The following is a 24,087-nucleotide window of genomic DNA, read 5'->3' as shown; positions in this document are numbered from 1 at the left end:
GGGCGGCCCACGCCTGCTCAATACATCTGCACCGAGCCCGACACGTGGACCATCACCTGCGCCTTGCCCGCTTCCACGGACACGGCATCCATTTCCGCGCCGGCGGCCTTGGCGGACATGGCCATCATGCGCGGACGCGGCATGGGCACGGAGGTGTCGCTGCTGCTGACATTGACCTCGCGCAGGCTGTAGTTGGCAAAGCCGAAGCTCTTGGACAGCGTGGTGGCACGCTGTTTGAACTGCTCGATGGCCTTGGCCTGGGCCTCGCCTTCGACCTTTTCACGGGCCTCGCGCGACAGGCCGAAGCCCACTTGCGACAGCGTCATGTCCTGCACCTGGGCCGCCGTCTGCGTGATGCGCGCGAAGTCGCGGCCCTGCAGAAGAATCTCGGCGCGGCCCTGCCAGCCTTCCACCTTGTTGTCCTTGCCATAGCGCGGATAGATGCCGAAGCTGCCGGTGCTCACATCCATCTGGCCCGGCTGGGCGCTGCGCTTGGTCACGGCCATGGCGGCCTCGACCACCTTCTGCAGCTGGGACTGGACCGTGGCGGCATCACGCCCTTCGCGCGTGGCCGACAAGGTGGCGGTCAGCAGGTCCTGCACCACGTCCACCGAGCCTTCTGCAGACAACTGCACCACGTTGGCAGGCTGTGCCGGCGCCGTGCCGGCGTTCTGCGCCCAGGCACCGCTGGCACAGGCCAGCGCAGTGGCCGCGACCACGGACTTGACCCAGGGGCGGGACAGCTGTTTGGAAAGCTTGCTCATGCGTTCACCCTTTGAAATGAAAGGTAGTTCAGGGATACAACTGCATGCCGCCCTTTCGCTACGGCATGCCGCCAGATGGTGACAGGTGTGGAGCCAAGCAGGCCTGCCGGCTCCTCCATTGACAACATTATTGCAACGATAAATGCATCAGGATGGAAAACCCATAGTTAAATATTCTAAAGACACATTTTCCGTTCTAAATTTAAACGCAACATCTGTAACACACGGCAATATTTCGGGGGTTTGTCCAGACTTTTCGGCGCAAGCTGGTAACAATGGCGGCTGTTACAAATGACCGACCGAGGATGAACATGGCCACTACGACCAACCGCACCGACAAGATCCTGGTGGTGGATGACGATGCGCGCATCCGCGACCTGCTGCGCCGCTACCTGACGCAGGAAGGCTTCGAGATCATGATTGCCGAAGATGGCAAGGCGCTGAACCGCATCCTGCTGCGCGAAACGGTGGACCTGATCGTGCTTGACCTGATGATGCCCGGCGAAGATGGCCTGTCCATCTGCCGCCGCCTGCGCTCGGCCAACGACCGCACGCCCATCATCATGCTGACCGCCAAGGGCGAGGATGTGGACCGCATCGTGGGCCTGGAAGTGGGCGCCGACGACTACCTGGGCAAGCCCTTCAACCCGCGCGAACTGCTGGCCCGCATCCATGCCGTGCTGCGCCGCCGCCCGCCGCAGGAAGCGCCGGGCGCGCCTTCCGGCGACAACGAGGTGGTGAGCTTCGGCCCCTTCACCTTCGACCTGGGCACGCGCGTGCTGCAAAAGAACGGCGAGGAACTGCCGCTGACCACGGGCGAATTCGCCATGCTCAAGGCCCTGGTGCGCCACCCGCGCCAGCCGCTGTCGCGCGAGAAGCTGGCCCTGCTGGCGCGTGGCCGCGAATTCGAGCCCTTCGACCGCAGCCTGGACGTGCAGGTCTCGCGCCTGCGCAAGCTGATCGAGGAAGATGCCGCCGCTCCGCGCTATATCCAGACGGTCTGGGGCGTCGGCTATGTGTTCGTACCGGACGGCGCGAACTGAAATGCATCACCCCCTGAGGCGCTGCGCGCCTTCCCCCTCTCTCGCTCCGCGGGAGGGGGACGACGCCCTCGCCGCGAGGCGGCTCTTGCTCGGCGTCCCTGGGTTGGGGCCGTAACGTTTTATGTGCCGTTGACAATGCGCAGCGCCAAAACCTCACCCTGTCGCCCGAGACAACCGGTAACGCAGGCTGGCCGGCACAGGCGTAATCTCGCAGCCGGCCCCTAGAATGACGAACCGCTTCCATGAGTTCCTTCACCGTCCCGCCCCATGACGCCACCAGCCCTGCGCCGCTCGACTACGAGCGGCGCATGACTGCGCGCTCTCCGCTGGGACTCAACCTTTTTTGGCGTACCTTCTGCCTGCTGGCCCTGCTGTTGGTGGGCAGCATCCTGGCGTGGCTGCAGACGCTGCGCGCCTTCGAATTCGAGCCGCGCACGCTGCACACCGCCCAGCAGATCGCCTCGCTGGTCAACCTCAGCCGCGCGGCCCTGGTGCATTCGGATGCCATCAACCGCGTCTCGCTGATCAAGACCATGGCCGACCAGGAAGGCGTGCGCATTCTGCCGCGCGAGCCTGGCGACAGCTTCGAGCTGCTGGACCAGAGCACGCTGGGCAAGCGCCTGACCGAGGAGCTCACGCGCCGCCTGGGCTACGGCACCATCGTGGCGCGCAGCGTCAATGGCGAACCGGGGCTGTGGGTGGGCTTCACCATCAATGGCGACCGCACCTGGCTGCTGATGGACCGCTCGCGCTTCACGCCGGCCAGCGGGCGCACCTGGCTGATCTGGCTGATCACGGCCGGCCTGCTGTCCCTGGCGGGGGCGGCAGCCATCGCGCGCCTGATCAACCGGCCGCTCAAGCAGTTGAGCTATGCGGCCAACCGCGTGCGAGATGGCGACTTCGACGCCAGCCAGCTGGACGAGGAAGCCGTCACCAGCGAGATCCGCGAGGTCAACATCGGCTTCAACCGCATGGCGCAGAAACTGGCCCAGCTGGAGCAGGACCGTGCGGTGATGCTGGCTGGCATCTCCCACGACCTGCGCACGCCGCTCGCCCGCCTGCGGCTGGAGACCGAGATGAGCGTGGTGGACGACGTGGCGCGCGAGCACATGGTGGCCGACATCGTGCAGCTGGACGCCACCATCGACAAATTCCTGGACTACGCCCGTCCCGACCATGTGACCCTCAACCCGGTGAACCTGCATGCCGTGGTGTCCTCCTGCGTCTATGCGGTGCAGGACCACCGCGAGCTGCAGATCAGCATGGCCGTGCCCGAAGGCGTCTATGTGCTGGCCGACGAGGTGGAACTAGCGCGCGTGATCTCCAACCTGTTCGAGAACGCACGCCGCTACGGCAAGACGCCCGAGACCGAAACCACCCACGTGGATGTGACGGCATCGGAACGCGAAAGCTGGGTGGTGATCCGCATCCGCGACCATGGCCGTGGCGTGCCGCCCGAGCAGCTCGCCAGCCTGACCCAGCCCTTCTTCCGTGGCGACTCCGCGCGCACGGCCGCAGCGGGCGCGGGCCTGGGCCTGTCCATCGTGGACAAGACGGTGCAGCGCATGGGCGGCGTGTTTGCGCTGTCCAACTCCTCCACGGGCGGGCTGGTTGCCCATGTGCAGTTGCAGCGTGCCTCGGGCGTGGCCAAGGGTGCCGAGCCCGAGCAGCGTCTGCAGCGCCCGCAGATCAAGCGCCAGCTGCCCCCGCGTGCGCAGGACGGCGCCCTGGACGGCGAGGACTGAGCCCGCAGCGCGCGTTCGGCAGATACGTTCGGCAGATACAAAGGCCCCGGCGATCGTTGACCGATCGCCGGGGCCTTTTGCATGGGGATGGCACCCCGCTGGTCAGGCGCGGAACAGCAAGGCGGCAGCGCGCGCTTCCATGGCCTGCTGCTGGCCCACGGGGCCAAGCTTTTCGGCCGTCTTGGCCTTGACGTTGACCTGGTCCAGCGCCAGCCCCAGCGCCGTGGCGATGCGCTCGCGCATGGCAGGAATGTGCGGCGCCAGCTTGGGGGCCTGGGCAATGATGGTGCTGTCGATGTTGCCGATCTCCAGCCCCGTGGCGCGCACGCGGCGCGCCGCTTCCACCAGCAGCACCAGCGAATCGGCGCCACGGAATTCGGGGTCGGTGTCGGGGAAATGCCGGCCGATGTCGCCCAGCGCCGCGCCGCCCAGCAGCGCGTCGGTGATGGCGTGCAGCAGCACGTCGGCATCGGAATGGCCCAGCAGCCCCAGTTCGTGCGGCACCTCGATGCCGCCCAGGATCAGCTTGCGCCCGGGCACCAGGGCATGTACGTCCCAGCCCTCGCCAATACGAAAATTCATGTGAAACATTCCAGGTTCAGAAAAATGGATTGCCCGACGCCTGCGGATGGTCGCGCTGGCCCCGGTATCGCTCCAGCGTGGTGCTGCGCTCGCGCTGCGACAGCACGGCGGCGGCCAGCGCGAAATCGTCCGGATAGGTGACCTTGAAATTCTGCGCGCCGCCGGGCACCAGGCGCGGGCGCTGGCCCACGGCCTCCATGGCACTGGCCTCGTCGGTCACGGCCGAGCCGGCGTGCTGCAGCGCATCGAGCAGCGGCGCGATGCGGAACATCTGCGGCGTCTGCGCCAGCCATTTGTCGCTGCGGTCCACCGTGCCCGCCACGCGCACCCCGCTGGGCCCGGCCACGGCCGTCTTGAGCGTGTCGGGCAGCTTGTGCGCCAGCAGGCCGCCCACGGCATCGTGCTCGCAGGCGTCGATCAGGGCATCGATGAGCGCGGGCGTCACCAGGCAGCGTGCGGCATCGTGCACCAGCACCCAGTCGTGCGCGCCCGCACCGCGCGCCAGCAGCTCCTTCAGGCCGTTGGTCACGGATTCGGCCCGCGTGGCGCCTCCGCATGCCGCCGTGGAGTAGCGCGTGGGCGAGGGGCCCGGCAGGCCCTGGCGCCAGAAATCATCGCCAGGCGCGATCACCACCAGCGTGTGGTGCACGCGCGCTGCACCCGCAAAGGCGGCCAGCGTGTGCGCCACCATGGGCGCACCGGCCACCAGGTGGTATTGCTTGGGCAGTTCAGGCGCAGGCGCATCGGGCGCGATGGCGCGCGAGCCCGTGCCCGCGCAGGGGATCAAGGCCCACAGGCGGGCCGGCTCCAGGGATGCGGGCGCAGCCGCCGCAAGCAGATCTGTCATGGTGGCGCATTGTAGTGACGGCCATGTGCCGCCATGGCCATGCGGGCATGCCTGCATGGCCGCCATGCGTGCTGGCTAAAATGCTTCGATACCCCTCTGCGCGTGCCGAGGGGTTTTGTCGTTACTTCGCCCAGGCGCTGCGGCGCCCACGTCCAAGCACCATGGAACTGCCCAAGCTCACTCCCGGAAAACGCTTCACCCTGCCCCGCCCCGTGGGCAGCGCCGACGCCCTGCTGCTGGCCCGCCTGGGCGAGCGCGAGAAGGCGGCAGGCCGGGTGATAGCCATCGTCACGGCCGACGCCTCGGATGCCCAGCGGCTGATCGACGAGATGGCCTTCTTCGCCCCGGGCCTGCGCTGCGCGCTGTTCCCCGACTGGGAGACCCTGCCCTACGACAGCTTCTCTCCCCACCAGGACCTGATCAGCGAGCGCCTGGCCACGCTGTGGCGCATCAACCAGCGCGACAAGGAGCATGGCGCCGACGTGGTGCTGGTGCCCGCCACCACCGCGCTGTACCGACTGGCGCCGCCCTCCTTCCTGGCCGGCTACACCTTCGAGTTCAAGAGCGGCCAGAAGCTGGACGAGGCCAAACTCAAGGCCCAGCTGACGCTGGCCGGCTACCAGCATGTCTCCCAGGTGGTCAGCCACGGCGAGTACGCGGTGCGCGGCGGCCTGATCGACCTGTTCCCGATGGGCTCGCTGCAGCCCTACCGCGTGGATCTGTTCGACGACGAGATCGACTCCATCCGCACCTTCGATCCCGACACCCAGCGCAGCCTCTACCCCGTGCCCGAGGTGCGCCTGCTGCCCGGCCGCGAGTTCCCCATGGACGAGGACGCGCGCGCCAAGTTCCGCCAGCGCTGGCGCGAGCTGCTGGAGGGCGATCCCACGCGCAGCCGCATCTACAAGGACATGGGTCAGGGCATTGCCACGGCCGGCATCGAGTACTACCTGCCGCTGTTCTTCGACGAAACGGCCACCGTGTTCGACTACCTGGGCGCCGATGCCACCGTGGTGATGCATGGCGACCTGGAGCCGGCCTTCCAGCGCTTTTGGCAGGACACCAAGGAGCGCTTCCGACTGGTGCAGGGCGACCCCGAGCGCCCGGCCCTGCCGCCCGAGGTGCTGTTCCTGTCCGCCGACCAGTTCTACACGCGCGCCAAGGAGCACGCCCAGCTCGCGCTGCGCCCAGGCACCGAGGACGTGGCAGACAGCGCCATCTTCCAGAAGCTGGAGGACCTGTCCGTGGTGCGCGGCGCGGAAGACCCGCTGGCGCGCCTGCAAAAGCACATTGCCGCCAGCGCCCACCGCATTCTGCTGCTGGCCGAGTCCGATGGCCGGCGCGAAAGCCTGCTGGACTTCTTCCGCGCCTCGGGCGTGAACCCGCCGGTCTTCGACTCGCTGGCCGAGTTCCAGGGCGATGCGGGTGAGAAGGTGGGCATTGCCACGGCCGGGCTGATGAACGGCTTTGCCTGGGTGGAGGAAGGCCTGGACTTCGTCACCGAGACGGAGCTGTTCGCCACCAGCCCCACGGGCCGCAGGCGCCGCCGGCAGGAGCAGGTCAGCGATGTGGAGGCGCTGATCAAGGACCTGTCCGAACTCAAGGTGGGCGACCCCGTGGTGCACTCGGACCACGGCATCGGCCGCTACCAGGGCCTGGTCCACATGGACATGGGCCAGAAGAACCCCGACGGCACGCCGGCCGTGCAGGAATTCCTGCACCTGGAGTACGCTGGCAACGTCGTGCTCTACGTGCCCGTCAGCCAGTTGCAGCTGATCAGCCGCTACACGGGCGTCTCACCCGAGGACGCGCCGCTGCACAAGCTCGGCGGCACGCAGTGGGAAAAGGCCAAGCGCAAGGCGGCCGAGCAGGTGCGCGACTCCGCGGCCGAGCTGCTGAACATCTACGCACGCCGCGCCGCACGCCAGGGCCATGCCTTCCGCTACTCGCCCCAGGACTACGAGCAATTCGCCAACGACTTCGGCTTCGAGGAAACAGCGGACCAGCGCGCCGCCATCCACGCCGTGATCCAGGACATGATCAGCCCCCAGCCCATGGACCGCCTGGTCTGCGGCGACGTGGGCTTCGGCAAGACCGAGGTGGCGCTGCGCGCGGCCTTCGTGGCCATCACGGGCGGCAAGCAGGTGGCCTTTCTCGCGCCCACCACGCTGCTGGCCGAGCAGCATTACCAGACCCTGGTGGACCGCTTCTCCAAGTGGCCGATCAAGGTGGCCGAAGTCTCGCGCTTTCGCTCGGGCAAGGAGATCACGGCGGCCGTCAAGGGCATTGCCGACGGCTCGGTGGACATCGTCGTGGGCACGCACAAGCTGCTGTCCGAGTCCACGCAGTTCAAGAACCTGGGCCTGCTGATCATCGACGAGGAGCACCGCTTCGGCGTGCGCCACAAGGAAGCCATGAAGGCCATGCGCGCCGAGGTGGACGTGCTCACGCTGACGGCCACGCCCATCCCGCGCACCATGGGCATGGCGCTGGAAGGCCTGCGCGACCTGTCCGTCATCGCCACCGCGCCCCAGCGGCGCCTGGCCATCAAGACCTTTGTGCGCAACGAGGGCACGGGCGTGATCCGCGAGGCCGTGCTGCGCGAGCTCAAGCGCGGCGGCCAGTGCTACTTCCTGCACAACGAGGTCGAGACCATCGAGAACCGCAAGCAAAAGCTCGAGGAAATCCTGCCCGAGGCCCGCATCGCCGTGGCCCATGGCCAGATGCCCGAGCGCGAGCTCGAACGCGTGATGCGCGACTTCGTGGCCCAGCGCTACAACATATTGCTGTGCTCGACCATCATCGAGACCGGCATCGACGTGCCCAGCGCCAACACCATCCTCATCAGCCGCGCCGACAAGTTCGGCCTGGCCCAGCTGCACCAGCTGCGCGGCCGCGTGGGCCGCAGCCACCACCAAGCCTATGCCTACCTGATGGTGCCCGACCTGGACAGCCTGACCAAGCAGGCCCAGCAGCGGCTGGAGGCCATCCAGCAGATGGAGGAACTGGGCTCGGGCTTCTACCTGGCCATGCACGACCTGGAGATCCGCGGCGCCGGCGAGGTGCTGGGCGAGAACCAGAGCGGCAACATGATGGAGGTGGGCTTCCAGCTCTACAACGAGATGCTGTCCGAGGCCGTGCGCAGCCTCAAGGCCGGCAAGGAGCCCGATCTGCTCAGCCCGCTGTCGGCCTCCACCGACATCAACCTGCACGCGCCGGCCTTGCTGCCGGGCGACTACTGCGGCGACGTGCACCTGCGCCTGTCCTTCTACAAGAAACTGGCCACGGCCCGCACCAGCGACCAGATCGACACCCTGCTCGAAGAAATCGTGGACCGCTTCGGCAAGCTGCCGCCCCAGGCGCAGACGCTGATCGACGTGCACCGCCTGCGCGTGCTGTCCCAGCCCTACGGCGTGGTCAAGGTCGATGCGGCGCCCGGCGTGATCAACATCACCTTCAAGCCCCAGCCGCCGGTGGACCCGATGGCCATCATCCACCTCATCCAGAAGAACAAGCACATCAAGCTGGCCGGCAACGAGAAGCTGCGCATAGAGCGCGCCCTGGACAACCCCAAGGACCGCGCCCAGATGGTGCGCGACGTGCTGCGCAGCCTGGGCCAGCCGCTGGTGGAGGCAAAGGCGGCCCAGCCCGCATAGAAGGGGTTGTCCTAGCCATGTTCCTCGAAGCGAGCATCGCCCTGCTGGCCCTGGCCGCCGCGCTGTGGCTGCGCCCCTGGCGCATGCTGGCCGGCCGCCCGGGCCCGGGCGGGCCGCTGGACCGCATGGCCTCGCCCCTGGTCACGCCGCTGCTGGGCGTGCTCGTGCTGCTGCCCTGGATCTGGGCCCTGCCCACGCTGCACCGCATGCCGCTGCAACTGCAGTGGTCCTCGGCGCCGCTGGTGGTGCTCATGCTGGGCTGGCCGCTGTCCGTGCCGCTGCTGCTCGTCGTGGGCGGGCTGGCGGCCCTGCTGTCGCCGGCCCTGGGCTGGGGAGATGCGCTGGGCATCTCGGTCTGGCAGGGCATCGTGCCCGCCACGCTGGCCATGCTCTGGGGTGCGGCGCTGCGGCGCTGGCTGCCGCACCAGATCTTTGTCTACATCCTCGCGCGCGGCTTTGCGGGCACGGTGCTGTGCGTCTTCATCTCGGCCCTGCTGGCGCAGGCCGCAGGCCACTCGCTTCCCGGTGTCAACGAGGACCTGTCGCGCATTGCGCGCTGGCTCATGGCCTGGGGCGATGCCGTGGTCACCGGCATGGTGACGGCCATCTTCGTGGTGTTCCGTCCCCAATGGCTGGCCACCTGGTCGGACGCCATCTACCTGCGCCGCCCGCCCGCGCCCTGAGGGCGCATCCAGGCACAAGCCGTGGCGCGCCGCAGTGCCAAGGCCAGTGACTGCGCCGCGCGGCCCTGGCTCTGGATATGATTCGCGCCTGATACCCGCCAGCCCGGCGGCCCGTCCCTTTTTGCTGCCCCACCCATGACCGATGTCACCGAATTCGCGCCCGGACTGCTGATCCGCGGCATCCAGCCGCCACTGAAGCTGGCCGACTACAAGCTCATCGCGTTCGACATGGACTCGACGCTGATCACCATCGAATGCATCGACGAGATCGCCGACGCCACCGGCAAGAAGGCCGAGGTCGCGGCCATCACCGAAGCCACCATGCGCGGCGAGATCACCGACTTCAAGGACAGCCTGCGCCAGCGCGTGGGCAAGCTCGTCGGCGTGACCGAGGCCGACATGGCCCGCGTGCTGGCCGAGCGCCTGAAGCTCTCCCCGGGCGCCGAAACCCTGGTGCGCGCAGCGCAGGCTGCCGGCCTGAAGGTGCTGCTGGTCTCGGGCGGCTTCACCTACTTTGCCGAGCACGTGCGCGGCATGCTGGGCATCGACTTCGTGCGTGCCAACGTGCTGGAGATGCGCGATGGCGCGCTGACCGGCGGCCTGATCGAGCAGCCTTGGGGCGACATCTGCGATGGCGCCGAAAAGCGCCGCACGCTGCTGGAAGTCGCCTCGCTGCTGGGCATTCGCCCCGACCAGTGCATCGCCGTGGGCGACGGCAGCAACGACATTCCCATGATGCAGGTCGCAGGCCTGTCCGTGGCCTACCACGCCAAGCCGCGCGTGCGCAACGAGGCCAAGGTCTCCATCACCGAAGGCGGCCTGGACCGCCTGCTGGAAGTGCTGCGCTGAAAACCGGCGGCGGGGGCTGGCGCAGGCCGCTGCACTGCTCCGCAATCAATAGCTGAGAATGTTTTGTGGGCTTGCTTTTCCGGCAGGCCCCGGTCTTTTCTACAATGCTTGACGCAGCCCCATAGGCCACCGCCTCAGCGCCGGTGGCTCTCCTACAACAGCAGGCTGCACACCGGCGTATCCGCATGCCGGTGCTTGGAATCTCCTGCCCCATCCCCATGTGACACCCAAGGCCGCAGGCCTGCCCGCAGACGGGCGGCCTGTGGCGCTCCGACCGGCGCAGGCCCGCCTGCGCCGACCGTGCACATGACCACCATGATTGGAAAAACCTTCGTGAAGACTTCGTTCCGCACCACTGCCTCCGTGATCGCCCTGGCCATTGCATCGCTGACCGTGCCCACGCTGGCCCAGGCCAAGCGCATGGGCAGCGGCGGCAAGTCCGTGCGCCCGGCGTCGATCGGCAAGGCCCCTGCCCAGCCCGCAGCGCCTGCGGCGCCCACCGCCAGCAAGGCGGCAACGCCTGCCAGCCCGGCAGCTCCTGCCACGCCAGCAACGCCGGCCGCGCCCGCCGCAGCCGCCGCTCCGGCAGCGGCACCTGCCACTGCAGGTGCAGGTGCTGCAGGCCCGGGCATGATGGGCACGCTGGGCGCCGCCGCCGTGGGCGCCGTTGCCGGCTCCATGGCCGGCAATGCGCTGGCCGGCGCCATGACCCCTGAAAAGGACGCTGCCGCCAAGGAGGCCGAAGCCAAGGCCAAGGCCGCCGAAACCGAGGCAGCCGAGCTGCAGCGCAAGGCCGATGAAGCCAAGGCCAAGGCAGAAGCCGCCCGCGCCGCCGCCAAGTAAACCGCCTGCTCCTTGCAAAAGGCCGCGCCTGTCGCGGCCTTTCTGTTTTGTCCAGCGGCTGCTTCAACGGCCTTGCGCATGCTCTCCACGCAGCGTCATCACGGCGCTGGCGATGCTCGCAACGGTCTTGCCATCATCACGCTCGATTTCACAGCGGTAGTGGCTGATCGTGCGTCCACGGTGCTCGGCCCACGCCCGCGCGCACAGCCTGGAGCGCCAGACCGGGCGCAGGAAGGCCGCCTTCAGGTCGATGCTGGTGAAACTCTGGCCTGGCTCCATCAAAGTGGAATGCGCCGTGCCTATGGCAGCATCGGCCAGTTCGCACAGCATCCCGCCATGGACCGTGCCCTGCTGGTTGCCATGGCGCTGCGCATCGGCGTCGAACTCCACGACGGCCATGGCTTCGCCGACGGCCACTATGCGAAACCCCAGCATCTGCGAGATCGCGGTCGGATAGCGCATGTGCGTGGCCTCGTCTGCGGCAAGCCGCCCTTCGATCTGCCGCTGCAGATAGTCGAGCACGGGGAGATAAGTGCTGGGAAGATGCATGGATTTCCTGTCTGGAGCGGGAGGGCAAGGCCCGGGAATGCCCGTCTCGCCAGTGTGATGACCTAGACTGGAACAATCAAAAAATTGTCCTAACTACACTCCATGGCTGCCTCTCGCGTTGCTCTGCTGACTGAACGGCTGGCCGAAGACATCCGCGCCGGCCGGCTCGCCCCCGGCACGCTGATGCCCACGCACCGCGACCTCGCGGCCCGCCATGGCATGGCCGTGGCGTCCGCCAGCAAGGTGTATGCGCGGCTGGCCTCCCTCGGCCTGGTCATCGGCGAAACCGGGCGCGGCACCTTTGTGCGGGATCGGCCGCAGCAGCGCGAATGGGATGGCAGCGACGAATCCCGCCTGAGTTCGGACACGGCCGACCTGTCCTTCAACCATCCCACCTGGCCGGGGCAGGCCGGGCTGTTGCGCTCCATGCTGCGCGAGCTGGCTGCTTCGGGCGACCTGGCTGCGCTCATGCACCAGCAGCCGCCCGGCGGCCGGCTGCACGAGCGGCGCATCGTGGCCGACTTCCTTGCCCGCGAACGCGGCCTGGCTGCCGAGCCGGAACGCATCTTCCTGGTCAACGGCGCGCAGCAAGGACTGGACATTGCCGTGCGTGCGCTGCTGCGGCCCGGCGATGCGGTGGCCGTGGACGCGCTGACCTACCCGGGCTTCAGGATGCTGGCCGAGCTCCAGGACCTGGACCTACAGCCGGTCCCTGCCCTTGACGAGGGTCCCGACCTCGATGCATTGGAGCGGCTGTGCGCACGCCGGCGCATACGCGCCATCCATGCCATGCCCACGCTGCACAACCCCCTGGGATGGGTGATGCCGCTGGCGCAGCGCCAGCGCCTGGTGGAGATCGCAAGGCGCCACGATTGCCTGCTGATCGAGGATGCTGCCTATGCCTTTCTGGCAGGCAAGGCGCCCGCAGCCCTCGCAACGCTGGCGCCAGAGCGCTGCATTCACGTCTCCAGCCTCTCGAAAAGCGTGGCCAGCGGGTTGCGCTTCGGCTTCATGGTGGTGCCCCAGGCATGGGCAGGCCGCGTCAAGGCCGTGGTGCGCGCCAGCCACTGGAGCATGCCGGGCCTGGTCACGGCCATGGCCACGCGCTGGATGGCCAGCGGCTCCGTGCGGCAGCAGGAACAACGCATGCGGCAGGAGGCACGGCGCCGGCAGGCGATTGCGCGCAAGGCGCTGGCAGGAATGCAGATGCTGGCCCACCCCTGCTCGCTCTTCCTCTGGCTGCGCCTGCCCGGGGAGCTGCGGATGGACCGGGTGGCCACGGCGCTGGCCCAGTGCGGCATCGCCGTATCGCAGGCCCACGCCTACGCAACGACACCCCATGCCCCGCATGCGCTGCGCCTGGGACTGGGTTCAGTGCCTCTGCCGCAACTGGAGGCCGTGCTCGTTCAGTTGCGGGATACCGTGGAAGGCTTTCCGCCCTGAGCCTGTGCCGGGCCAGGGCCCGGTTCAGGGGCCTTGCGCTTCAGCGCCGCCCGTCGCGCAGCGGCTGCAGCAGGTGCGACAGGCCGTTGTGGTCCAGCTCCTGCATCAGCGCCAGCAGTTGGCCCAGCTCTCCCTTGGGAAAGCCCTCGCGTGCGAACCAGTTCAGATAGTTGCCGGGAAGATCGGCGATCAGCCGGCCCTTGTACTTGCCATAGGGCATTTGCACCTGCACCAGCTTTTGCAGCATTTCGGAGTCCATGGCGGCGATGGTACGCGCTGCGCCATCGCAAGAATCCGCATAAAAAACCACAGCCTTATAACCAAATATCAAAAATGTTCAACGCGGCCCCTGGCGCAGCACTAGACTATGCGCCTGCCTGCCGCCAAGCCCGACGCGGAGCCGTTCTCCCGGGCCGGCGGCGTTTTATCGCAACCCGTTGAAGAAAGTCCTCCGGTCATGTTGAAGAAAGCCCTCTCCGCAATCGCGATTGCCACGCTGGCACTGACAGCCCAGGCCGCCGACGTGCTCAAGGTCGGTGCCACGGCCGTGCCGCATGCAGAAATCCTCAATCACATCAAGCCCGCGCTGAAGGCCCAGGGCATCGATCTGCAGATCAAGGAATTCAGCGACTACGTGCAGCCCAATGCGGCCGTCGAGGACAAGCAGCTGGACGTGAACTTCTTCCAGCACCAGCCCTACCTGGACAGCTACAACAAGGACCGCAAGACCTCGCTGGTGGCCGTGCCCAATGGCAAGGTCCATGTGGAGCCCTTCGGCGGCTACTCGCAGAAGATCAAGAACGTCAAGGACCTGAAGGACGGCGCCACCATTGCCATCCCCAACGACCCCTCCAACGGCGGCCGCGCCCTGATCCTGCTGGCCAAGCAGGGCCTGATCGAGCTCAAGGACCCCAAGAGCCTGACGCCCACGCCGCTGGATGTGGCCAAGAACCCCAAGAAGCTCAAGTTCAAGGAACTCGAAGCCCCGCTGCTGCCGCGCGCACTGGGCGATGTGGACCTGGCGCTGATCAACACCAACTACGCCATCGAGGCCAAGCTCAATCCCACCAAGGATGCGCTGTTCATCGAAGGTGCCGACTCGCCCTACACCAACATCGTGGTGTCGCGCCAGGACCGCGCCAACGATCCCAACATCGCCAAGCTGATGAACGCACTGCACACGCCTGATGTGAAGAAGTTCATCGTCGAGAAGTACAAGGGCGCCGTCGTTCCCGCGTTCTGAATGCGAGGTGGCCGCAGCCTTGCCGGCTGCGACCGCTGCGAAAAAAAAGCGCTGCCCCGGCAGCGCTTTTTTTGTGGCTGGCATTCCTTGCCTCAGCCTGCGGAGGCCACCTCCGCCGGCGCCTTGGCCGCAGCAGCCGGCCGCGTGATGGCGCTGCCCATGGCCGCGCCCATGATGCAGGCAATGGCCAGCCACTGCGTTCCCACCAGTTGCTCATGCAGCAGCAGCATGCCCATGAGGGCGGCTATCGCGGGCTCCGTTGCCAGCGCGATGCCGAAGGTGGCGGGCGGCAGGCGGCGCAGCGCCATCATCTCCAGCGTGTAGGGCAAGGCGCTGGAGATGGCCGCAACCATCAACCCGAAAAGAAGTATGGATGGCTGCAGCAGCTTGGCCCCCGCCTCGGCCACGCCGAAGGGCACCACCACCATGGCGGCGAACACCAGGCCCAGCGACACGGCCTGGCCGCTGGGAATGCTGCCCAGCCGCTGGCCCAGCAGGATGTACAGCGCCCAGCAGATGGCCGCGCCCACGGCGCAGGCAATGCCCACGGGCTCCAGCACCAGGGCGCCGGCGCTGGCACCGCCTATGGGCAGGATCAGGGCCAGCCCCGCCACCGCCAGCGCAAGCCAGACAAAATCCACGGGCCGGCGCGAGTGGTAGATGGCCACGGCCAGCGGCCCCGAGAACTCGATGGCCACGGCCAGGCCGAAGGGAATGGTGCGCAGCGCCATGTAGAACAGCAGGTTCATGGCGCCCAGCGCCACGCCGAAACGCAGCAGCGCCCAGGCCTGAGGCCGCGCCAGCGTCCAGCGCCAGGGCCGCCAGATGGCCACCAGGATCAGCGCGGCAAAGCCCACGCGCAATGCCGAGGTGCCCTGGGCGCCCAGCACCGGAAAAAGCTGCTTGGCCAGTGACGTTCCCACGCCCAGCGCCGTCACCGAGCCCAGCACGGCCAGCAGCGGCCAGGCGCGGTTCCATGTGATGTTTGTTGTCATGGCGCGTACGATATTGCAAGCGCACCGCGCAAACAGCTCGTTTTTGAGCCGCTTCACGCAATATTCGCTCTTTTCCTCTTCTCGCCGCCAGCCGCCCATGCCCGCCATCGCCCTGGACTCCTTCGACCGCGCCATTCTCGACGTGATGCAGCGCGACAACCTCACGCCACAGCGCCTCATCGCCGAGCGCGTGCACCTTTCCGCGCCGGCCGTGCAGCGGCGCATCAAGCGGCTGCAGGAGCTGGGCGTGATCGCGGCCAACGTGGCCGTGGTCGATCCGGCGCGCATAGGCCGGCCGCTGACCGTGCTCATCAACGTGCAGCTGGTCAACGAGCGCCCCGATCTGTCGCAGGCCTTTCGCGCACGCGTGGATCGGGAGGACGCGGTACAGCAGTGTTATTACGTGACCGGTGAAGCCGACTATTCATTGATCGTCACGGCTGCCGATATGGAGGAGTACCAGGCGCTGGCGGCTCGGCTGTTTGCGGGGGACGACAACATCCGGCGCTACACCACCTCGATAGCGCTGGAACGCGTCAAGACCGGGCTGCAGCTACCGCTGCAGCCGCAAGCCACGGATGCCTGACCACCGTCATCAGATCGTTTTGAACATAGAACGCCATCACAGGCAGGGAGACTTCAATGAGCGCACCGCATCCGGACAGCATGGCCAATCTGGTGGCCATCCGCACCCTCGACAAGTACGAGAACGACTATTTCCCCAAGCGCGACCGCATCACCATCGCCTTTCGCGGCGATCTGGCAGAGCAGTTCAAGTACGACAAGATCCGTCCGCTGTCGCCGGCCCAGCGCCATGGTCACCGCGTGGTGATCGAGGCCGAGAGCCAGAAGACCGGCACCACCGGCCACTACTGCATCGAGTGCAACAGCTGGAACCTCATCGAGGCCGTGGGCACCTGGGCACCGGAGCCGGAGCAGGCGGCGGGCTGAGCCTGCCGCTTCTGGCCGGCCCAGGCCGGCCCAGGCCGGCTCAGGCCCCGGCCGGCGCCCAGACGCTGCCGGCCACCCACCAGGCCAGCGCCAGCATCATCACCCCCGTCAGGCCATCGAGAATCCGCCAGGCACGCGGCTTCTCGAACAGGCGCCTGAGGCGGCGGCCTGCAAAGGCCAGCAGCACGAACCATGACAGGCTGGCCGAAGCGGCGCCAATCACATACACCCATTTGAGCGCGCCTTCCTGGCGCGCGCCGATGGAGCCCATCAGCAACACCGTGTCCAGATAGACATGGGGGTTGAACAAGGTGATCACGGCCAGCGTGGAGACCACGCCCAGCAGGCCGCGCGGCGCCAGCTGCCCGCCCGAGGCGGCCAGTTGCGCATCGGGCGCCATGGCCATGCGCCACAGCGCCATCAGGCCGTAGGCCAGCAGGAACAGGGCGCCGCCCAGGGTCAGGTAGCGGGCCAGATCGGGGTTGTCGCCCAGCAGCCGGGCCATGCCCGCCACGCCCAGGCCGATGAGCACCACGTCGCTGACCACGCACCATGCCACGCAGGCGCGTACATGCTGGCCGTGCACGGCCTGGCGCAGCACATACAGGTTCTGGGCTCCGATGGAGACGATGAGCGACAGGCAGACCGTGAAGCCCGCCAGCCAGGAAGAAGAAACATTTGCAGTCCACATGGGCAGGGATTGTCTGGCTCGCAAAAGGTTAAGTAAAATTACATTTACTCAATCAAATGAAGAATATCTAAATGCTCGACTACGCCGGACTCGAAGCCCTGGCAGCCGTGGTGCGCGAAGGCAGCTTCGAACGCGCGGCGCGCAAGCTGCACGTCACGCCCTCGGCCGTCTCGCAGCGCATCAAGCTGCTGGAAGAGCGCGTGGGCCAGGTGCTGGTGCTGCGCGGCCAGCCCTGTTCAGGCACGGAGGCAGGCCGCCGCCTGTGCCTGCATGTGGAGCAGGTCGCCCTGCTGGAAAACGACCTGCGCCGCAAGAACCCCGAACTGGTGCCCGAGGGCCAGACGGCCCTGCCCACGCTCAAGCTGGCCGTCAATGCCGACTCGCTGTCCACCTGGTTCATGGACGCCATGTCCGCCTTCACGCGCGACGGCAACGAGCTGCTGGACATCAGCATCGACGACCAGGACCACACGGCCAAGCGCATCCGCGAGGGCGAGGTGCTGGCCGCCGTCACGGCCACGTCCTCGGCCATTCCGGGCTGCAACACCTGGCCGCTGGGACGCATGCGCTACGTGGCGGCCGCCAGTCCCGATTTCATCCGCCGCTACCTCAAGGACGGCATCACGCCCGAGGCCATGGCGCGCACGCCCATGATGAGCTACGGCCGCAAGGACAGCCTGCAGGACCAGTGGCTGCAGCGCCTGGGCGCGGAAGGCCGGCGCAGCACGCCGCGCCACTTTCTGCCGTCCAACCAGGGCTATACGCGGGCCTGCGAGCTGGGCATGGGCTGGGGCATGCACCCGCCGCTGATGATCGGCGCGCAACTGGCCGAAGGCAGCCTGGTGGAGCTGCTGCCCGGCAACGATCTGGACATTCCCATGTACTGGGCCCATGCGCGCAATGCGCAGGCCAGCCTGCAGCGGCTGACGGACTGCGTGATCCAGGCGGCAGCCGCCTGTCTTGACCCGATGGAGTGAGGGGGCGGCGGCGCCGTCCGCGCCCGGCTCAGGGCTGGCGGCCGGTGTCGTCTGCCGGGGTGGACGGCTCAGCCTGGGCCTGGTCGTTGCGTTCCGGCCGCTGTATGGTGCGCACGGCCGCGCGCACGCGGGTCAGGGTGTGGAAGTCCAGCAGGCTGGTGGCCATGATGGTTTCCCAGAGAAAGCAGGCCAGGGCCGAGAGAAACATCAGCACGCCGAACAGAAAGCCCAGCACCGCATAGCCATGGCCGTTGATGCCGTAGGCCTCGCCCAGGAACAGCAGGGCAATGGTCAGGCCGATGCAAAAGCCGCAGACGGTCAGCAGCCCTATGCAGACATTGGCCAGCCGGCCGCGCTTGCGCAGAAAGTGCAGCTCGGTCAGGCTGCGCGCGATGAATTCCTCCTCCTGCGGCGTGCGCAGCAGTTCCTCCAGCTTGCGCGCGCGGTCGATGATGCGGGCCAGCCGCCCGGCCACGGCGCCTATCATGCCGGCCACGGCCGTCAGGAAGAACACCGGCGCCAGCGCCAGCTGGATGCTGTGGGTGACGGTATCGGCGTCTAGCGACCAATTGATCATGCGGTCCTCTGCGTGCTTTCTGTTGTCTGGTCCGGCCGTGCTGCCGTGTTTTCGCGCGGACAGTATTGTGGCCGCAACCGGGGGCCGCAAGAAGCCATGCCGCCCGCTTTCAGCGCGCCGGGGGTGCCGGCAGAACCTGCGCGCACAGCGAAAGCATCTGGTCCAGCAGGGCGGGCGCCCGGTCGCGGCGGCGGACCACGCCCAGCGGCGCCAGCCGGCCCGTCAGTTGCACGTCGAGCCGGCACACGCGCGCATGGGTCTGCAGGCCCGGCGCGATGCTCAACGGCACCAGGGCCACGGCGCCGGGCTGGCTCAACAGGCCTTCCAGTATCGGCAGGGAAACGGTGGAGACGGGAAACCAGGGCGCATCGGGCAGCGCCTGGAGCACCTCGGCCTCGAAAATCCCGCGCACGGCGATGTTGGCCGTGGGCAGTACCCAGCGCGCGCCGGTCAAGGCCTGCAGCGGCACGCCACGGCGCCCGGCCAGTGCATGCGAGCGTGCGGCCACCACCACGGCCGTGTCGGCCAGCAGCGGCTCGAAGACGAAGGGGCCGGGCAGCAGCGCCGGCTCGCGGCAGAACACCGCGTCCAGCCCGCCGCCCAGCAGCTGGGACAGCAGCCGGGTGCTGGCGTCTTCGTGCACATCGACATGCACCTCGGGGTGTTCGGCATAGAACCGCGCCAGCAGGGGCGAAAGAATGGCCAGGGCCGCCGCCGGAATGGCGCCCAGGCGCAGCGCGGCCGCGGCGCCCCGGCGAATGGCGGCCAGCGATTCCGCCACCTCCTCCAGCGCGGCCAGCACGCCGCGCACCGTGTCCACCAGGGTCTGGCCGGCCAGCGTGGGGCGTATGCCGCGCGCATGGCGCTCGAACAGGCGGATGTCGAGCACGCGCTCCATCTCGGCCAGCGCCTGGGTGGCTGCCGACTGGCTCATGTGCAGCGTGGCGGCGGCCTGCACCACCGAGCCGCATTGCTGCAGCGCCACCAGCAGCTGCAGCTGGCGCAGGCGCACATGCTTGGTCAGGCGCGAGAACAGCAGCCGGCCCTGGGGCGTGGCCGCGTCGTCCAGGCCTTCGCGGTCGTCAAAATCGTGGCTCATGGGAATCTCGGTGTTTTCCCCAGGCAGGCCCTGGCGCGCCACAGGCGGCGAAGGGCAAGCTATCGGAACGGCTTATAGCTTGGCACAAATACCGTGGCCCACGCGGGCGGCAGGATTTCTATAGTCGCCTGCATCGGGAGCCGGCACGGCCCAGGCTGCGGCTCCCTCCCCGTCGATGGAGTCCATGCCATGCAAGCCAAGCCCCTCTTACAGCCTCTCTCTCACCTGCCGCGCCGCACCCTGCTTTCCCTGGGCGCGGGCCTTTGCGCCGCGCTGTGCGGCCTCACCCTGGCCCGCACTGCCCATGCGGCCGACGCCTATCCGAGCAAGCCCGTCAAGCTCATCGTGCCCTTTGCGGCCGGCGGCTCCACCGACATCGTCGCGCGCGTGATCGCCGAAGGCCTGCGCAGCACGCTGGGCCAGCCCGTGGTGGTGGACAACAAGGCCGGCGCGGGCGGCCTGATCGGTACCGAAAGCATTGCCCAGGCGGCGCCAGACGGATACACCATCGGCATGGCCACGGTGAGCACGGCCACCATCAATCCCTCGCTGTACACGCGCGCCGCCAAGCTGGAGGGCAGGCTTTTGCCCGTGGCCAATCTGGTGACCATGCCGTCGGTCTACATGGTCCATCCCAAGATGGGCGTCAAGGATTTCCCGGGCTTTCTGGCCAGGCTGCGCGCCCAGCCCGGCGCCTACAGCGCGGGCGTGCCGGGCCTGGGCACGCTGGGCCATCTGATGGTGGCGTCCTTCAACGAGACCATGAAGACCCAGATCCAGATCGTGCCCTATCGCGGCAACGGCCCGGCGCTCAACGACGCCCTGGCGGGCATGGTGCAGGTGATGACCGATCAGCTGCCTTCGGCCATGCCCCAGATCAAGGGTGGCAAGCTCATCCCCGTGGCACTGTCGGGCGACAGCCGCTCGCCCGATCTGCCCGATGTACCCACCTTCAAGGAGCTGGGCTATGCGCAGCTCAACGAGCTGGGCATCAGCTGGTTCGGCCTGGTCGTGCCGGCCGGCACGCCGCCCGCCATCGTCCGGCAGTTGCAGGAAGCGTCCACGAAGGCCGTGCGCCTGCCCGAGGTGCAAAAGCACCTGAAGCTGCTGGGCGCATCGGTCACCGAGATGGACCAGAGCCGCTTCCCTGCCCAGATCGCCAGCGAACTGCAGCGCAACAAGGCGCTGCTGGACAAGGCAGGAGTGAAGCCGGAATGAGCGCGGTCGATCATCTCCAGGATTTCTTCCAGCAGCAGTCCGCGCGCATGGCGGCCCTGGCCGACAGCATCTGGTCGCTGGCCGAGCTGCGCTATGCCGAGACGGCTTCGGCCCAGCTGCACATCGATGCGCTGGAGCAGGCCGGGTTTCGCATCACACGCGCCCTGGCCGGCATTCCCACCGCCTTTCTGGCCGAATGGGGCGACGAGGGCCCGGTGCTGGCGTTCCTGGGCGAGTACGACGCACTGTCGGGCCTGAACCAGCAAAGCGGCGCCCTGGTCTGCACGCCGTCCACCGACAGCCCGGGCCTGGCCGGCCACGGCTGCGGCCACCACCTGCTGGGCACCTCGGCGCATTTCGCGGCCATCGCGCTGCAGGAGCACCTGCGCCGCAGCGGCGCCAAGGCGCGCGTGCGCTACTACGGCTGCCCGGCCGAAGAAGGCGGATCGGGCAAGACCTTCATGGCGCGCGCCGGGGTCTTCGACGATGTGGACACGGCGCTGACCTGGCACCCGGCCAGCTTCTCCGGCGTGTTCAGCCAGAGCACGCTGGCCAATATCCAGGCGAAGTTCGTCTTCCACGGCAAGGCCTCGCATGCCGCGCACTCCCCCCACCTGGGCCGCAGCGCGCTCGACGCCGTGGAGCTGATGAACGTGGGCGTGAACTACCTGCGCGAGCACATGCCCACCGATGCGCGCGTGCACTACGCCATCACCGACTCGGGCGGCCTGTCGCCCAACGTGGTGCAGGCGCGCGCCGAGGTGCTGTACCTGGTGCGGGCCGCACGCAACCACGAGGCGGCCGCACTCTACGAGCGCGTGCAGAACGTGGCGCGCGGCGCCGCGCTGATGACGGATTGCCGGCTGGAGATCGTCTTCGACAAGGCCTGCTCCAACCTGCTGCAGAACCGCACGCTGAACCAGGTCATGTACGAACAGATGCAGGCCCTGGGCCCGCTGCGCGTGGACCCCGGCCTGCACAGCCTGGCCGGAGACTTCCAGGCCACGCTGGACAGCAATGACGTAGACCAGGTCAGCCGCCCGCTGGCCAGCGTGCTGCGCGGCAAGGTGCCGGCCGTGTTCGAGGGCCTGGCGCCCTACGACCCCGCTGTGGAGGGCACCCTGTTCGGCTCCACCGACGTGGCCGATGTGAGCTGGATCACGCCCACCGTCCAGGCCTGGGTGGCCTGCTACGCCTTCGGCACGCCGCTGCATTCCTGGCAGATGGTCTCGCAAGGCCAGTCCGGCCTGGCCCACGCAGGCATGGTGCGCGCCGCCCAGGTGCTGGCCGCCACCGCCATCGCCCTGCTGCAGCGGCCCGAGCGCATGGCCGAGGCCAAGGCGGAGCTGCTCGAGCGCCGCGGCGGCAGGCCCTATGCCTGCCCGATTCCTGCGGAGGTGCCCCTGCCGTTCATGCGGGGGTGATGGGCTTGGCTCGCCCTGGATGATCGACTCCTACCCCATGCCCAGTTCCCGGGCTTGCCCGGGCTTGCAGGGGCTTGCAGGGGCTTGCCCCTTTGCGCTGCCGCAAACCCGCCCCGCCGCCGCGTTGACCCATCACAAGCCCTCCACGCCATGCCACGGCGATAGTCGGATCGGGACCCCACCGATACCTACAAACCACAGGAGGACTTGTGAAGCTGATGATCGATCTCTTTTCCACCGACTACGGGCTGATGAGCCTGGGCGTCATCGTCTTCATCCTGATCATGGCGGGCTTTTTCCTGCGCCTGTTCCTGGGCAAGATGAAGCACGTGGCCAACAAGCCGCTTGAATGAAAAGATGCCCAGGCAGGGCCTGGCCTGGGCATTCGCATGCAGCCCTGCGCACTCAATAGTGCGGGGGCAGCTCGTCGCGCAGATGGGTCGCACCGCCGGCGGGCCCGCCCTCCGGCACCCGTCGGCGCAGGTCGCGCAGCTCGTCCAGGAGCCGGTCGATCTGCTGCTGCTGGCGGTAGATGGTCAGGTTCAGTTGCTCCAGCAGGTCGTCGGTGTAGCTGGCCTTGATCTCCAGCTCCATCACGCGCGCCTGCAGGGCCTGGGCCTCGTCGCGTTCGCCGCTGCGCTCGTTGTCCCCAGCCACGCTCACGCCTTGAGCGCCTGGGCCAGGCGGGCGATGCCTTCGCGGATCTTGTCCTCGTCGGCCGTGGCGAACGAGAGGCGGAAGCTGGTGGCATCGGGGTTTTGCGCGAAGAACGGCGCGCCCGGCACAAAGGCCACGCCCTGGGCAATGGCCCGCTTGGCCAGCTCGCCGGCATCGGCCAGCGCGCCGCCCTTGCCGGTCAGGCGCACCCACAGGAACAGGCCGCCCTGGGGCTGCAGGAATTCCACGGCATCGCCGAGGTGCTCGCGCAGCGCATCGCCCATGGCCTTGGCGCGGCGCGCATAGACCTCGCGCACATGGGCCAGCGTGGCGGGCATGGCGCCGGACTTCAGGTACTGCGCGGCCGTGGCCTGGGCAAAGGTGCTGGTGTGGGCGTCGCTGAACTGCTTGCACATCACGGCGCGGGCCAGCAGCTCGGGCGGGGCCACCAGCCAGCCGATGCGCAGGCCGGGGCTGAGCACCTTGCTCAGCGAGCCGCAGTGCGCCAGCCAGTCGCGGCTGCCGGGCACCTGGCTGGACAGGGCCAGCAGGCTGGGAGGTGGCGCCTCGCCAAAATACAGGTCGCCGTAGGGATCGTCTTCCACCACCAGGGTCTGGTACTTGACGGCCAGCTCCAGCACCTTCTTGCGGCGCTCCAGGCTCAGCATGGCGCCGCTGGGATTGCCGAAGGTGGGAATCAGGTAGACCAGCTTGGGGCGGTGCTCGGCAATGAGCTTTTCCAGCGCATCGACCTGGGCGCCTTCGGCATCGATGGGCGCGCTGATGACTTGCGCGCCGTACAGGCGAAAGCACTGGATGGTGGCCAGGAAGGTCGGGCCTTCCACGATGACCTTGTCGCCGGGGTTGATCATGGTCTTGCCCAGCAGGTCCAGCGCCTGCTGGCTGCCCGTGGTGACCACCAGTTGCTCGGGGGCCAGCTCACGCACGCCCTTGCCCGCCATGAAGGCGGCGATCTGCTCGCGCAGCGGCTGGTAGCCCTCGGTGGCTCCGTACTGCAGCGCGGCGCCCGGCTCCTGCTGCAGCGCTGCCTGGGAGGCGGCGCTGATGCCGGCCACGTCGAACATGGCGCTGTCCGGGAAACCACCCGCGAAGCTGATGATGCCGGGCTTGCCCAGCAGCTTGAACAGCTCGCGGATGGCGGAGGTTTCTACGTTGTTCAGACGGTCAGCGAATTGCATGGGCAGGATTCTCGTTGTCGATGCGATGGAAAAGGCGAAGCCTGCATTGTCG

25 protein-coding genes are annotated in these 24,087 nt (G+C 67.9%); 14 read left to right on the top strand and 11 right to left on the bottom strand.

What is annotated here, in order from left to right; all coding sequences use genetic code 11:
- Positions 1–17: 17 nt before the first annotated feature.
- Entirely contained in the window at positions 18–764 is a 747-nt protein-coding gene (locus tag ACF8O7_RS03910; RefSeq protein WP_074923012.1) for an SIMPL domain-containing protein, read from the bottom strand.
- Positions 765–1,069: 305 nt separating this feature from the next.
- Here ACF8O7_RS03910 and ompR point away from each other — a divergent pair, with 305 nt between their 5' ends.
- Complete coding sequence (gene ompR / locus ACF8O7_RS03905; protein ID WP_017404718.1) at positions 1,070–1,807, top strand: two-component system response regulator OmpR; 738 nt, start codon at positions 1,070–1,072, stop codon at positions 1,805–1,807.
- 242 nt (positions 1,808–2,049) lie between these two features.
- Positions 2,050–3,552, top strand: a complete 1,503-nt coding sequence (locus ACF8O7_RS03900; protein ID WP_012204699.1) for an ATP-binding protein — start codon at positions 2,050–2,052, stop codon at positions 3,550–3,552.
- A 102-nt stretch (positions 3,553–3,654) separates the two neighbouring features.
- Here the strand turns inward: ACF8O7_RS03900 and ispF are convergent, their stop codons facing one another.
- Entirely contained in the window at positions 3,655–4,134 is a 480-nt protein-coding gene (gene ispF / locus ACF8O7_RS03895; protein ID WP_013803157.1) for a 2-C-methyl-D-erythritol 2,4-cyclodiphosphate synthase, read from the bottom strand.
- A gap of 16 nt (positions 4,135–4,150) precedes the next feature.
- Positions 4,151–4,981 (bottom strand): 2-C-methyl-D-erythritol 4-phosphate cytidylyltransferase, encoded by an 831-nt coding sequence (ispD, locus tag ACF8O7_RS03890; protein WP_267178681.1) that lies wholly within the window; start codon positions 4,979–4,981, stop codon positions 4,151–4,153.
- Between the two features lie 161 nt (positions 4,982–5,142).
- Between ispD and mfd the strand changes: the two genes are divergently transcribed.
- The 4 genes from mfd to ACF8O7_RS03870 all read left to right on the top strand — a co-directional run bounded on the left by mfd (position 5,143) and on the right by ACF8O7_RS03870 (position 11,012).
- Positions 5,143–8,637 (top strand): transcription-repair coupling factor, encoded by a 3,495-nt coding sequence (gene mfd / locus ACF8O7_RS03885; RefSeq protein WP_280047841.1) that lies wholly within the window; start codon positions 5,143–5,145, stop codon positions 8,635–8,637.
- Between the two features lie 17 nt (positions 8,638–8,654).
- Positions 8,655–9,320: a hypothetical protein gene (locus ACF8O7_RS03880; protein ID WP_034363124.1), complete on the top strand. Its 666-nt coding sequence runs from the start codon at positions 8,655–8,657 to the stop codon at positions 9,318–9,320.
- A 135-nt stretch (positions 9,321–9,455) separates the two neighbouring features.
- Complete coding sequence (serB, locus tag ACF8O7_RS03875; RefSeq protein ID WP_016445267.1) at positions 9,456–10,169, top strand: phosphoserine phosphatase SerB; 714 nt, start codon at positions 9,456–9,458, stop codon at positions 10,167–10,169.
- 306 nt (positions 10,170–10,475) lie between these two features.
- The gene (locus tag ACF8O7_RS03870; RefSeq protein ID WP_017404426.1) at positions 10,476–11,012 is read left to right on the top strand and encodes a hypothetical protein; all 537 of its coding nucleotides are present in this window, start codon (positions 10,476–10,478) and stop codon (positions 11,010–11,012) included.
- Between the two features lie 63 nt (positions 11,013–11,075).
- On the opposite strand, the gene ACF8O7_RS03865 is transcribed toward ACF8O7_RS03870, so the two are convergent.
- Positions 11,076–11,561: a PaaI family thioesterase gene (locus ACF8O7_RS03865; protein ID WP_012204692.1), complete on the bottom strand. Its 486-nt coding sequence runs from the start codon at positions 11,559–11,561 to the stop codon at positions 11,076–11,078.
- A gap of 102 nt (positions 11,562–11,663) precedes the next feature.
- Between ACF8O7_RS03865 and ACF8O7_RS03860 the strand changes: the two genes are divergently transcribed.
- On the top strand, positions 11,664–13,004 hold the full coding sequence (locus ACF8O7_RS03860) for a PLP-dependent aminotransferase family protein (RefSeq protein ID WP_016453031.1): 1,341 nt from the start codon (positions 11,664–11,666) through the stop codon (positions 13,002–13,004).
- A 40-nt stretch (positions 13,005–13,044) separates the two neighbouring features.
- Here the strand turns inward: ACF8O7_RS03860 and ACF8O7_RS03855 are convergent, their stop codons facing one another.
- Complete coding sequence (locus ACF8O7_RS03855; RefSeq protein ID WP_017404429.1) at positions 13,045–13,263, bottom strand: DUF3820 family protein; 219 nt, start codon at positions 13,261–13,263, stop codon at positions 13,045–13,047.
- A 198-nt stretch (positions 13,264–13,461) separates the two neighbouring features.
- Between ACF8O7_RS03855 and ACF8O7_RS03850 the strand changes: the two genes are divergently transcribed.
- Positions 13,462–14,247, top strand: coding sequence for a MetQ/NlpA family ABC transporter substrate-binding protein (locus ACF8O7_RS03850; RefSeq protein WP_017404430.1), 786 nt, complete (start codon positions 13,462–13,464; stop codon positions 14,245–14,247).
- 92 nt (positions 14,248–14,339) lie between these two features.
- Here ACF8O7_RS03850 and ACF8O7_RS03845 read toward each other — a convergent pair whose 3' ends face one another.
- The gene (locus ACF8O7_RS03845; RefSeq protein ID WP_016445261.1) at positions 14,340–15,242 is read right to left on the bottom strand and encodes an EamA family transporter; all 903 of its coding nucleotides are present in this window, start codon (positions 15,240–15,242) and stop codon (positions 14,340–14,342) included.
- Positions 15,243–15,339: 97 nt separating this feature from the next.
- Here ACF8O7_RS03845 and ACF8O7_RS03840 point away from each other — a divergent pair, with 97 nt between their 5' ends.
- Together ACF8O7_RS03840 and ACF8O7_RS03835 are read left to right on the top strand one after the other, a co-directional pair.
- Positions 15,340–15,828 carry an Lrp/AsnC family transcriptional regulator gene (locus tag ACF8O7_RS03840; RefSeq protein ID WP_016445260.1) on the top strand — a complete coding sequence of 163 codons (489 nt, stop codon included), beginning with the start codon at positions 15,340–15,342 and terminating at the stop codon, positions 15,826–15,828.
- Between the two features lie 56 nt (positions 15,829–15,884).
- Positions 15,885–16,193 (top strand): hypothetical protein, encoded by a 309-nt coding sequence (locus ACF8O7_RS03835; RefSeq protein ID WP_016445259.1) that lies wholly within the window; start codon positions 15,885–15,887, stop codon positions 16,191–16,193.
- Between the two features lie 40 nt (positions 16,194–16,233).
- On the opposite strand, the gene ACF8O7_RS03830 is transcribed toward ACF8O7_RS03835, so the two are convergent.
- Complete coding sequence (locus ACF8O7_RS03830; protein ID WP_016445258.1) at positions 16,234–16,884, bottom strand: LysE/ArgO family amino acid transporter; 651 nt, start codon at positions 16,882–16,884, stop codon at positions 16,234–16,236.
- Between the two features lie 71 nt (positions 16,885–16,955).
- On the opposite strand from ACF8O7_RS03830, the gene ACF8O7_RS03825 reads away from it, so the two are divergent.
- Complete coding sequence (locus tag ACF8O7_RS03825) at positions 16,956–17,861, top strand: HTH-type transcriptional regulator ArgP (protein WP_017404434.1); 906 nt, start codon at positions 16,956–16,958, stop codon at positions 17,859–17,861.
- 28 nt (positions 17,862–17,889) lie between these two features.
- Here ACF8O7_RS03825 and ACF8O7_RS03820 read toward each other — a convergent pair whose 3' ends face one another.
- Both ACF8O7_RS03820 and ACF8O7_RS03815 read right to left on the bottom strand, forming a co-directional pair.
- Positions 17,890–18,438 (bottom strand): DUF2721 domain-containing protein, encoded by a 549-nt coding sequence (locus ACF8O7_RS03820; protein ID WP_016445256.1) that lies wholly within the window; start codon positions 18,436–18,438, stop codon positions 17,890–17,892.
- Positions 18,439–18,547: 109 nt separating this feature from the next.
- Positions 18,548–19,537, bottom strand: a complete 990-nt coding sequence (locus ACF8O7_RS03815; protein ID WP_016453034.1) for a LysR family transcriptional regulator — start codon at positions 19,535–19,537, stop codon at positions 18,548–18,550.
- Between the two features lie 189 nt (positions 19,538–19,726).
- On the opposite strand from ACF8O7_RS03815, the gene ACF8O7_RS03810 reads away from it, so the two are divergent.
- The 3 genes from ACF8O7_RS03810 (at position 19,727) to ACF8O7_RS03800 (ending at position 22,532) form a co-directional block, all read left to right on the top strand.
- The gene (locus ACF8O7_RS03810; protein WP_392442404.1) at positions 19,727–20,755 is read left to right on the top strand and encodes a tripartite tricarboxylate transporter substrate binding protein BugE; all 1,029 of its coding nucleotides are present in this window, start codon (positions 19,727–19,729) and stop codon (positions 20,753–20,755) included.
- Positions 20,752–22,179 carry a M20 family metallopeptidase gene (locus ACF8O7_RS03805; RefSeq protein ID WP_392442401.1) on the top strand — a complete coding sequence of 476 codons (1,428 nt, stop codon included), beginning with the start codon at positions 20,752–20,754 and terminating at the stop codon, positions 22,177–22,179. Before ACF8O7_RS03810 ends, ACF8O7_RS03805 begins: the two co-directional genes overlap by 4 nt.
- A gap of 218 nt (positions 22,180–22,397) precedes the next feature.
- A complete protein-coding gene (locus ACF8O7_RS03800) occupies positions 22,398–22,532 on the top strand; it encodes a DUF3149 domain-containing protein (RefSeq protein ID WP_016445252.1) in 135 nt (44 codons plus the stop codon).
- Between the two features lie 52 nt (positions 22,533–22,584).
- On the opposite strand, the gene ACF8O7_RS03795 is transcribed toward ACF8O7_RS03800, so the two are convergent.
- Together ACF8O7_RS03795 and ACF8O7_RS03790 are read right to left on the bottom strand one after the other, a co-directional pair.
- Positions 22,585–22,842 (bottom strand): SlyX family protein, encoded by a 258-nt coding sequence (locus tag ACF8O7_RS03795; protein WP_016445251.1) that lies wholly within the window; start codon positions 22,840–22,842, stop codon positions 22,585–22,587.
- Positions 22,839–24,035 carry a PLP-dependent aminotransferase family protein gene (locus tag ACF8O7_RS03790; protein WP_016445250.1) on the bottom strand — a complete coding sequence of 399 codons (1,197 nt, stop codon included), beginning with the start codon at positions 24,033–24,035 and terminating at the stop codon, positions 22,839–22,841. Before ACF8O7_RS03790 ends, ACF8O7_RS03795 begins: the two co-directional genes overlap by 4 nt.
- Positions 24,036–24,087: the final 52 nt, after the last annotated feature.

Origin of the sequence: Delftia sp. WSY_16, assembly GCF_043104415.1 — a bacterium.
Classification (GTDB): Bacteria; Pseudomonadota; Gammaproteobacteria; order Burkholderiales; family Burkholderiaceae_C; genus Comamonas; species Comamonas tsuruhatensis.
Note: the sequence above shows the minus strand (reverse complement) of the source record. Positions and strands in the feature narration are given on the sequence as shown.

Excerpts from the sequence above, each read along its gene's own strand:
- ACF8O7_RS03790 (WP_016445250.1), bottom strand. The coding sequence starts at position 24,035 with ATGCAATTCGCTGACCGTCTGAACAACGTAGAAACCTCCGCCATCCGC.
- ACF8O7_RS03850 (WP_017404430.1), top strand. The coding sequence starts at position 13,462 with ATGTTGAAGAAAGCCCTCTCCGCAATCGCGATTGCCACGCTGGCACTG.
- ACF8O7_RS03800 (WP_016445252.1), top strand. The coding sequence starts at position 22,398 with ATGATCGATCTCTTTTCCACCGACTACGGGCTGATGAGCCTGGGCGTC.
- ACF8O7_RS03840 (WP_016445260.1), top strand. The coding sequence starts at position 15,340 with ATGCCCGCCATCGCCCTGGACTCCTTCGACCGCGCCATTCTCGACGTG.
- ACF8O7_RS03900 (WP_012204699.1), top strand. The coding sequence starts at position 2,050 with ATGAGTTCCTTCACCGTCCCGCCCCATGACGCCACCAGCCCTGCGCCG.
- ACF8O7_RS03870 (WP_017404426.1), top strand. The coding sequence starts at position 10,476 with ATGACCACCATGATTGGAAAAACCTTCGTGAAGACTTCGTTCCGCACC.
- ACF8O7_RS03830 (WP_016445258.1), bottom strand. The coding sequence starts at position 16,884 with ATGTGGACTGCAAATGTTTCTTCTTCCTGGCTGGCGGGCTTCACGGTC.
- ispF (WP_013803157.1), bottom strand. The coding sequence starts at position 4,134 with ATGAATTTTCGTATTGGCGAGGGCTGGGACGTACATGCCCTGGTGCCC.
- ACF8O7_RS03845 (WP_016445261.1), bottom strand. The coding sequence starts at position 15,242 with ATGACAACAAACATCACATGGAACCGCGCCTGGCCGCTGCTGGCCGTG.
- ACF8O7_RS03880 (WP_034363124.1), top strand. The coding sequence starts at position 8,655 with ATGTTCCTCGAAGCGAGCATCGCCCTGCTGGCCCTGGCCGCCGCGCTG.
- ACF8O7_RS03835 (WP_016445259.1), top strand. The coding sequence starts at position 15,885 with ATGAGCGCACCGCATCCGGACAGCATGGCCAATCTGGTGGCCATCCGC.
- ACF8O7_RS03825 (WP_017404434.1), top strand. The coding sequence starts at position 16,956 with ATGCTCGACTACGCCGGACTCGAAGCCCTGGCAGCCGTGGTGCGCGAA.
- ACF8O7_RS03810 (WP_392442404.1), top strand. The coding sequence starts at position 19,727 with ATGCAAGCCAAGCCCCTCTTACAGCCTCTCTCTCACCTGCCGCGCCGC.
- ompR (WP_017404718.1), top strand. The coding sequence starts at position 1,070 with ATGAACATGGCCACTACGACCAACCGCACCGACAAGATCCTGGTGGTG.
- ACF8O7_RS03865 (WP_012204692.1), bottom strand. The coding sequence starts at position 11,561 with ATGCATCTTCCCAGCACTTATCTCCCCGTGCTCGACTATCTGCAGCGG.
- mfd (WP_280047841.1), top strand. The coding sequence starts at position 5,143 with ATGGAACTGCCCAAGCTCACTCCCGGAAAACGCTTCACCCTGCCCCGC.
- ACF8O7_RS03815 (WP_016453034.1), bottom strand. The coding sequence starts at position 19,537 with ATGAGCCACGATTTTGACGACCGCGAAGGCCTGGACGACGCGGCCACG.
- ACF8O7_RS03910 (WP_074923012.1), bottom strand. The coding sequence starts at position 764 with ATGAGCAAGCTTTCCAAACAGCTGTCCCGCCCCTGGGTCAAGTCCGTG.
- ispD (WP_267178681.1), bottom strand. The coding sequence starts at position 4,981 with ATGACAGATCTGCTTGCGGCGGCTGCGCCCGCATCCCTGGAGCCGGCC.
- ACF8O7_RS03855 (WP_017404429.1), bottom strand. The coding sequence starts at position 13,263 with ATGGACTCCGAAATGCTGCAAAAGCTGGTGCAGGTGCAAATGCCCTAT.
- ACF8O7_RS03820 (WP_016445256.1), bottom strand. The coding sequence starts at position 18,438 with ATGATCAATTGGTCGCTAGACGCCGATACCGTCACCCACAGCATCCAG.
- serB (WP_016445267.1), top strand. The coding sequence starts at position 9,456 with ATGACCGATGTCACCGAATTCGCGCCCGGACTGCTGATCCGCGGCATC.
- ACF8O7_RS03805 (WP_392442401.1), top strand. The coding sequence starts at position 20,752 with ATGAGCGCGGTCGATCATCTCCAGGATTTCTTCCAGCAGCAGTCCGCG.
- ACF8O7_RS03860 (WP_016453031.1), top strand. The coding sequence starts at position 11,664 with ATGGCTGCCTCTCGCGTTGCTCTGCTGACTGAACGGCTGGCCGAAGAC.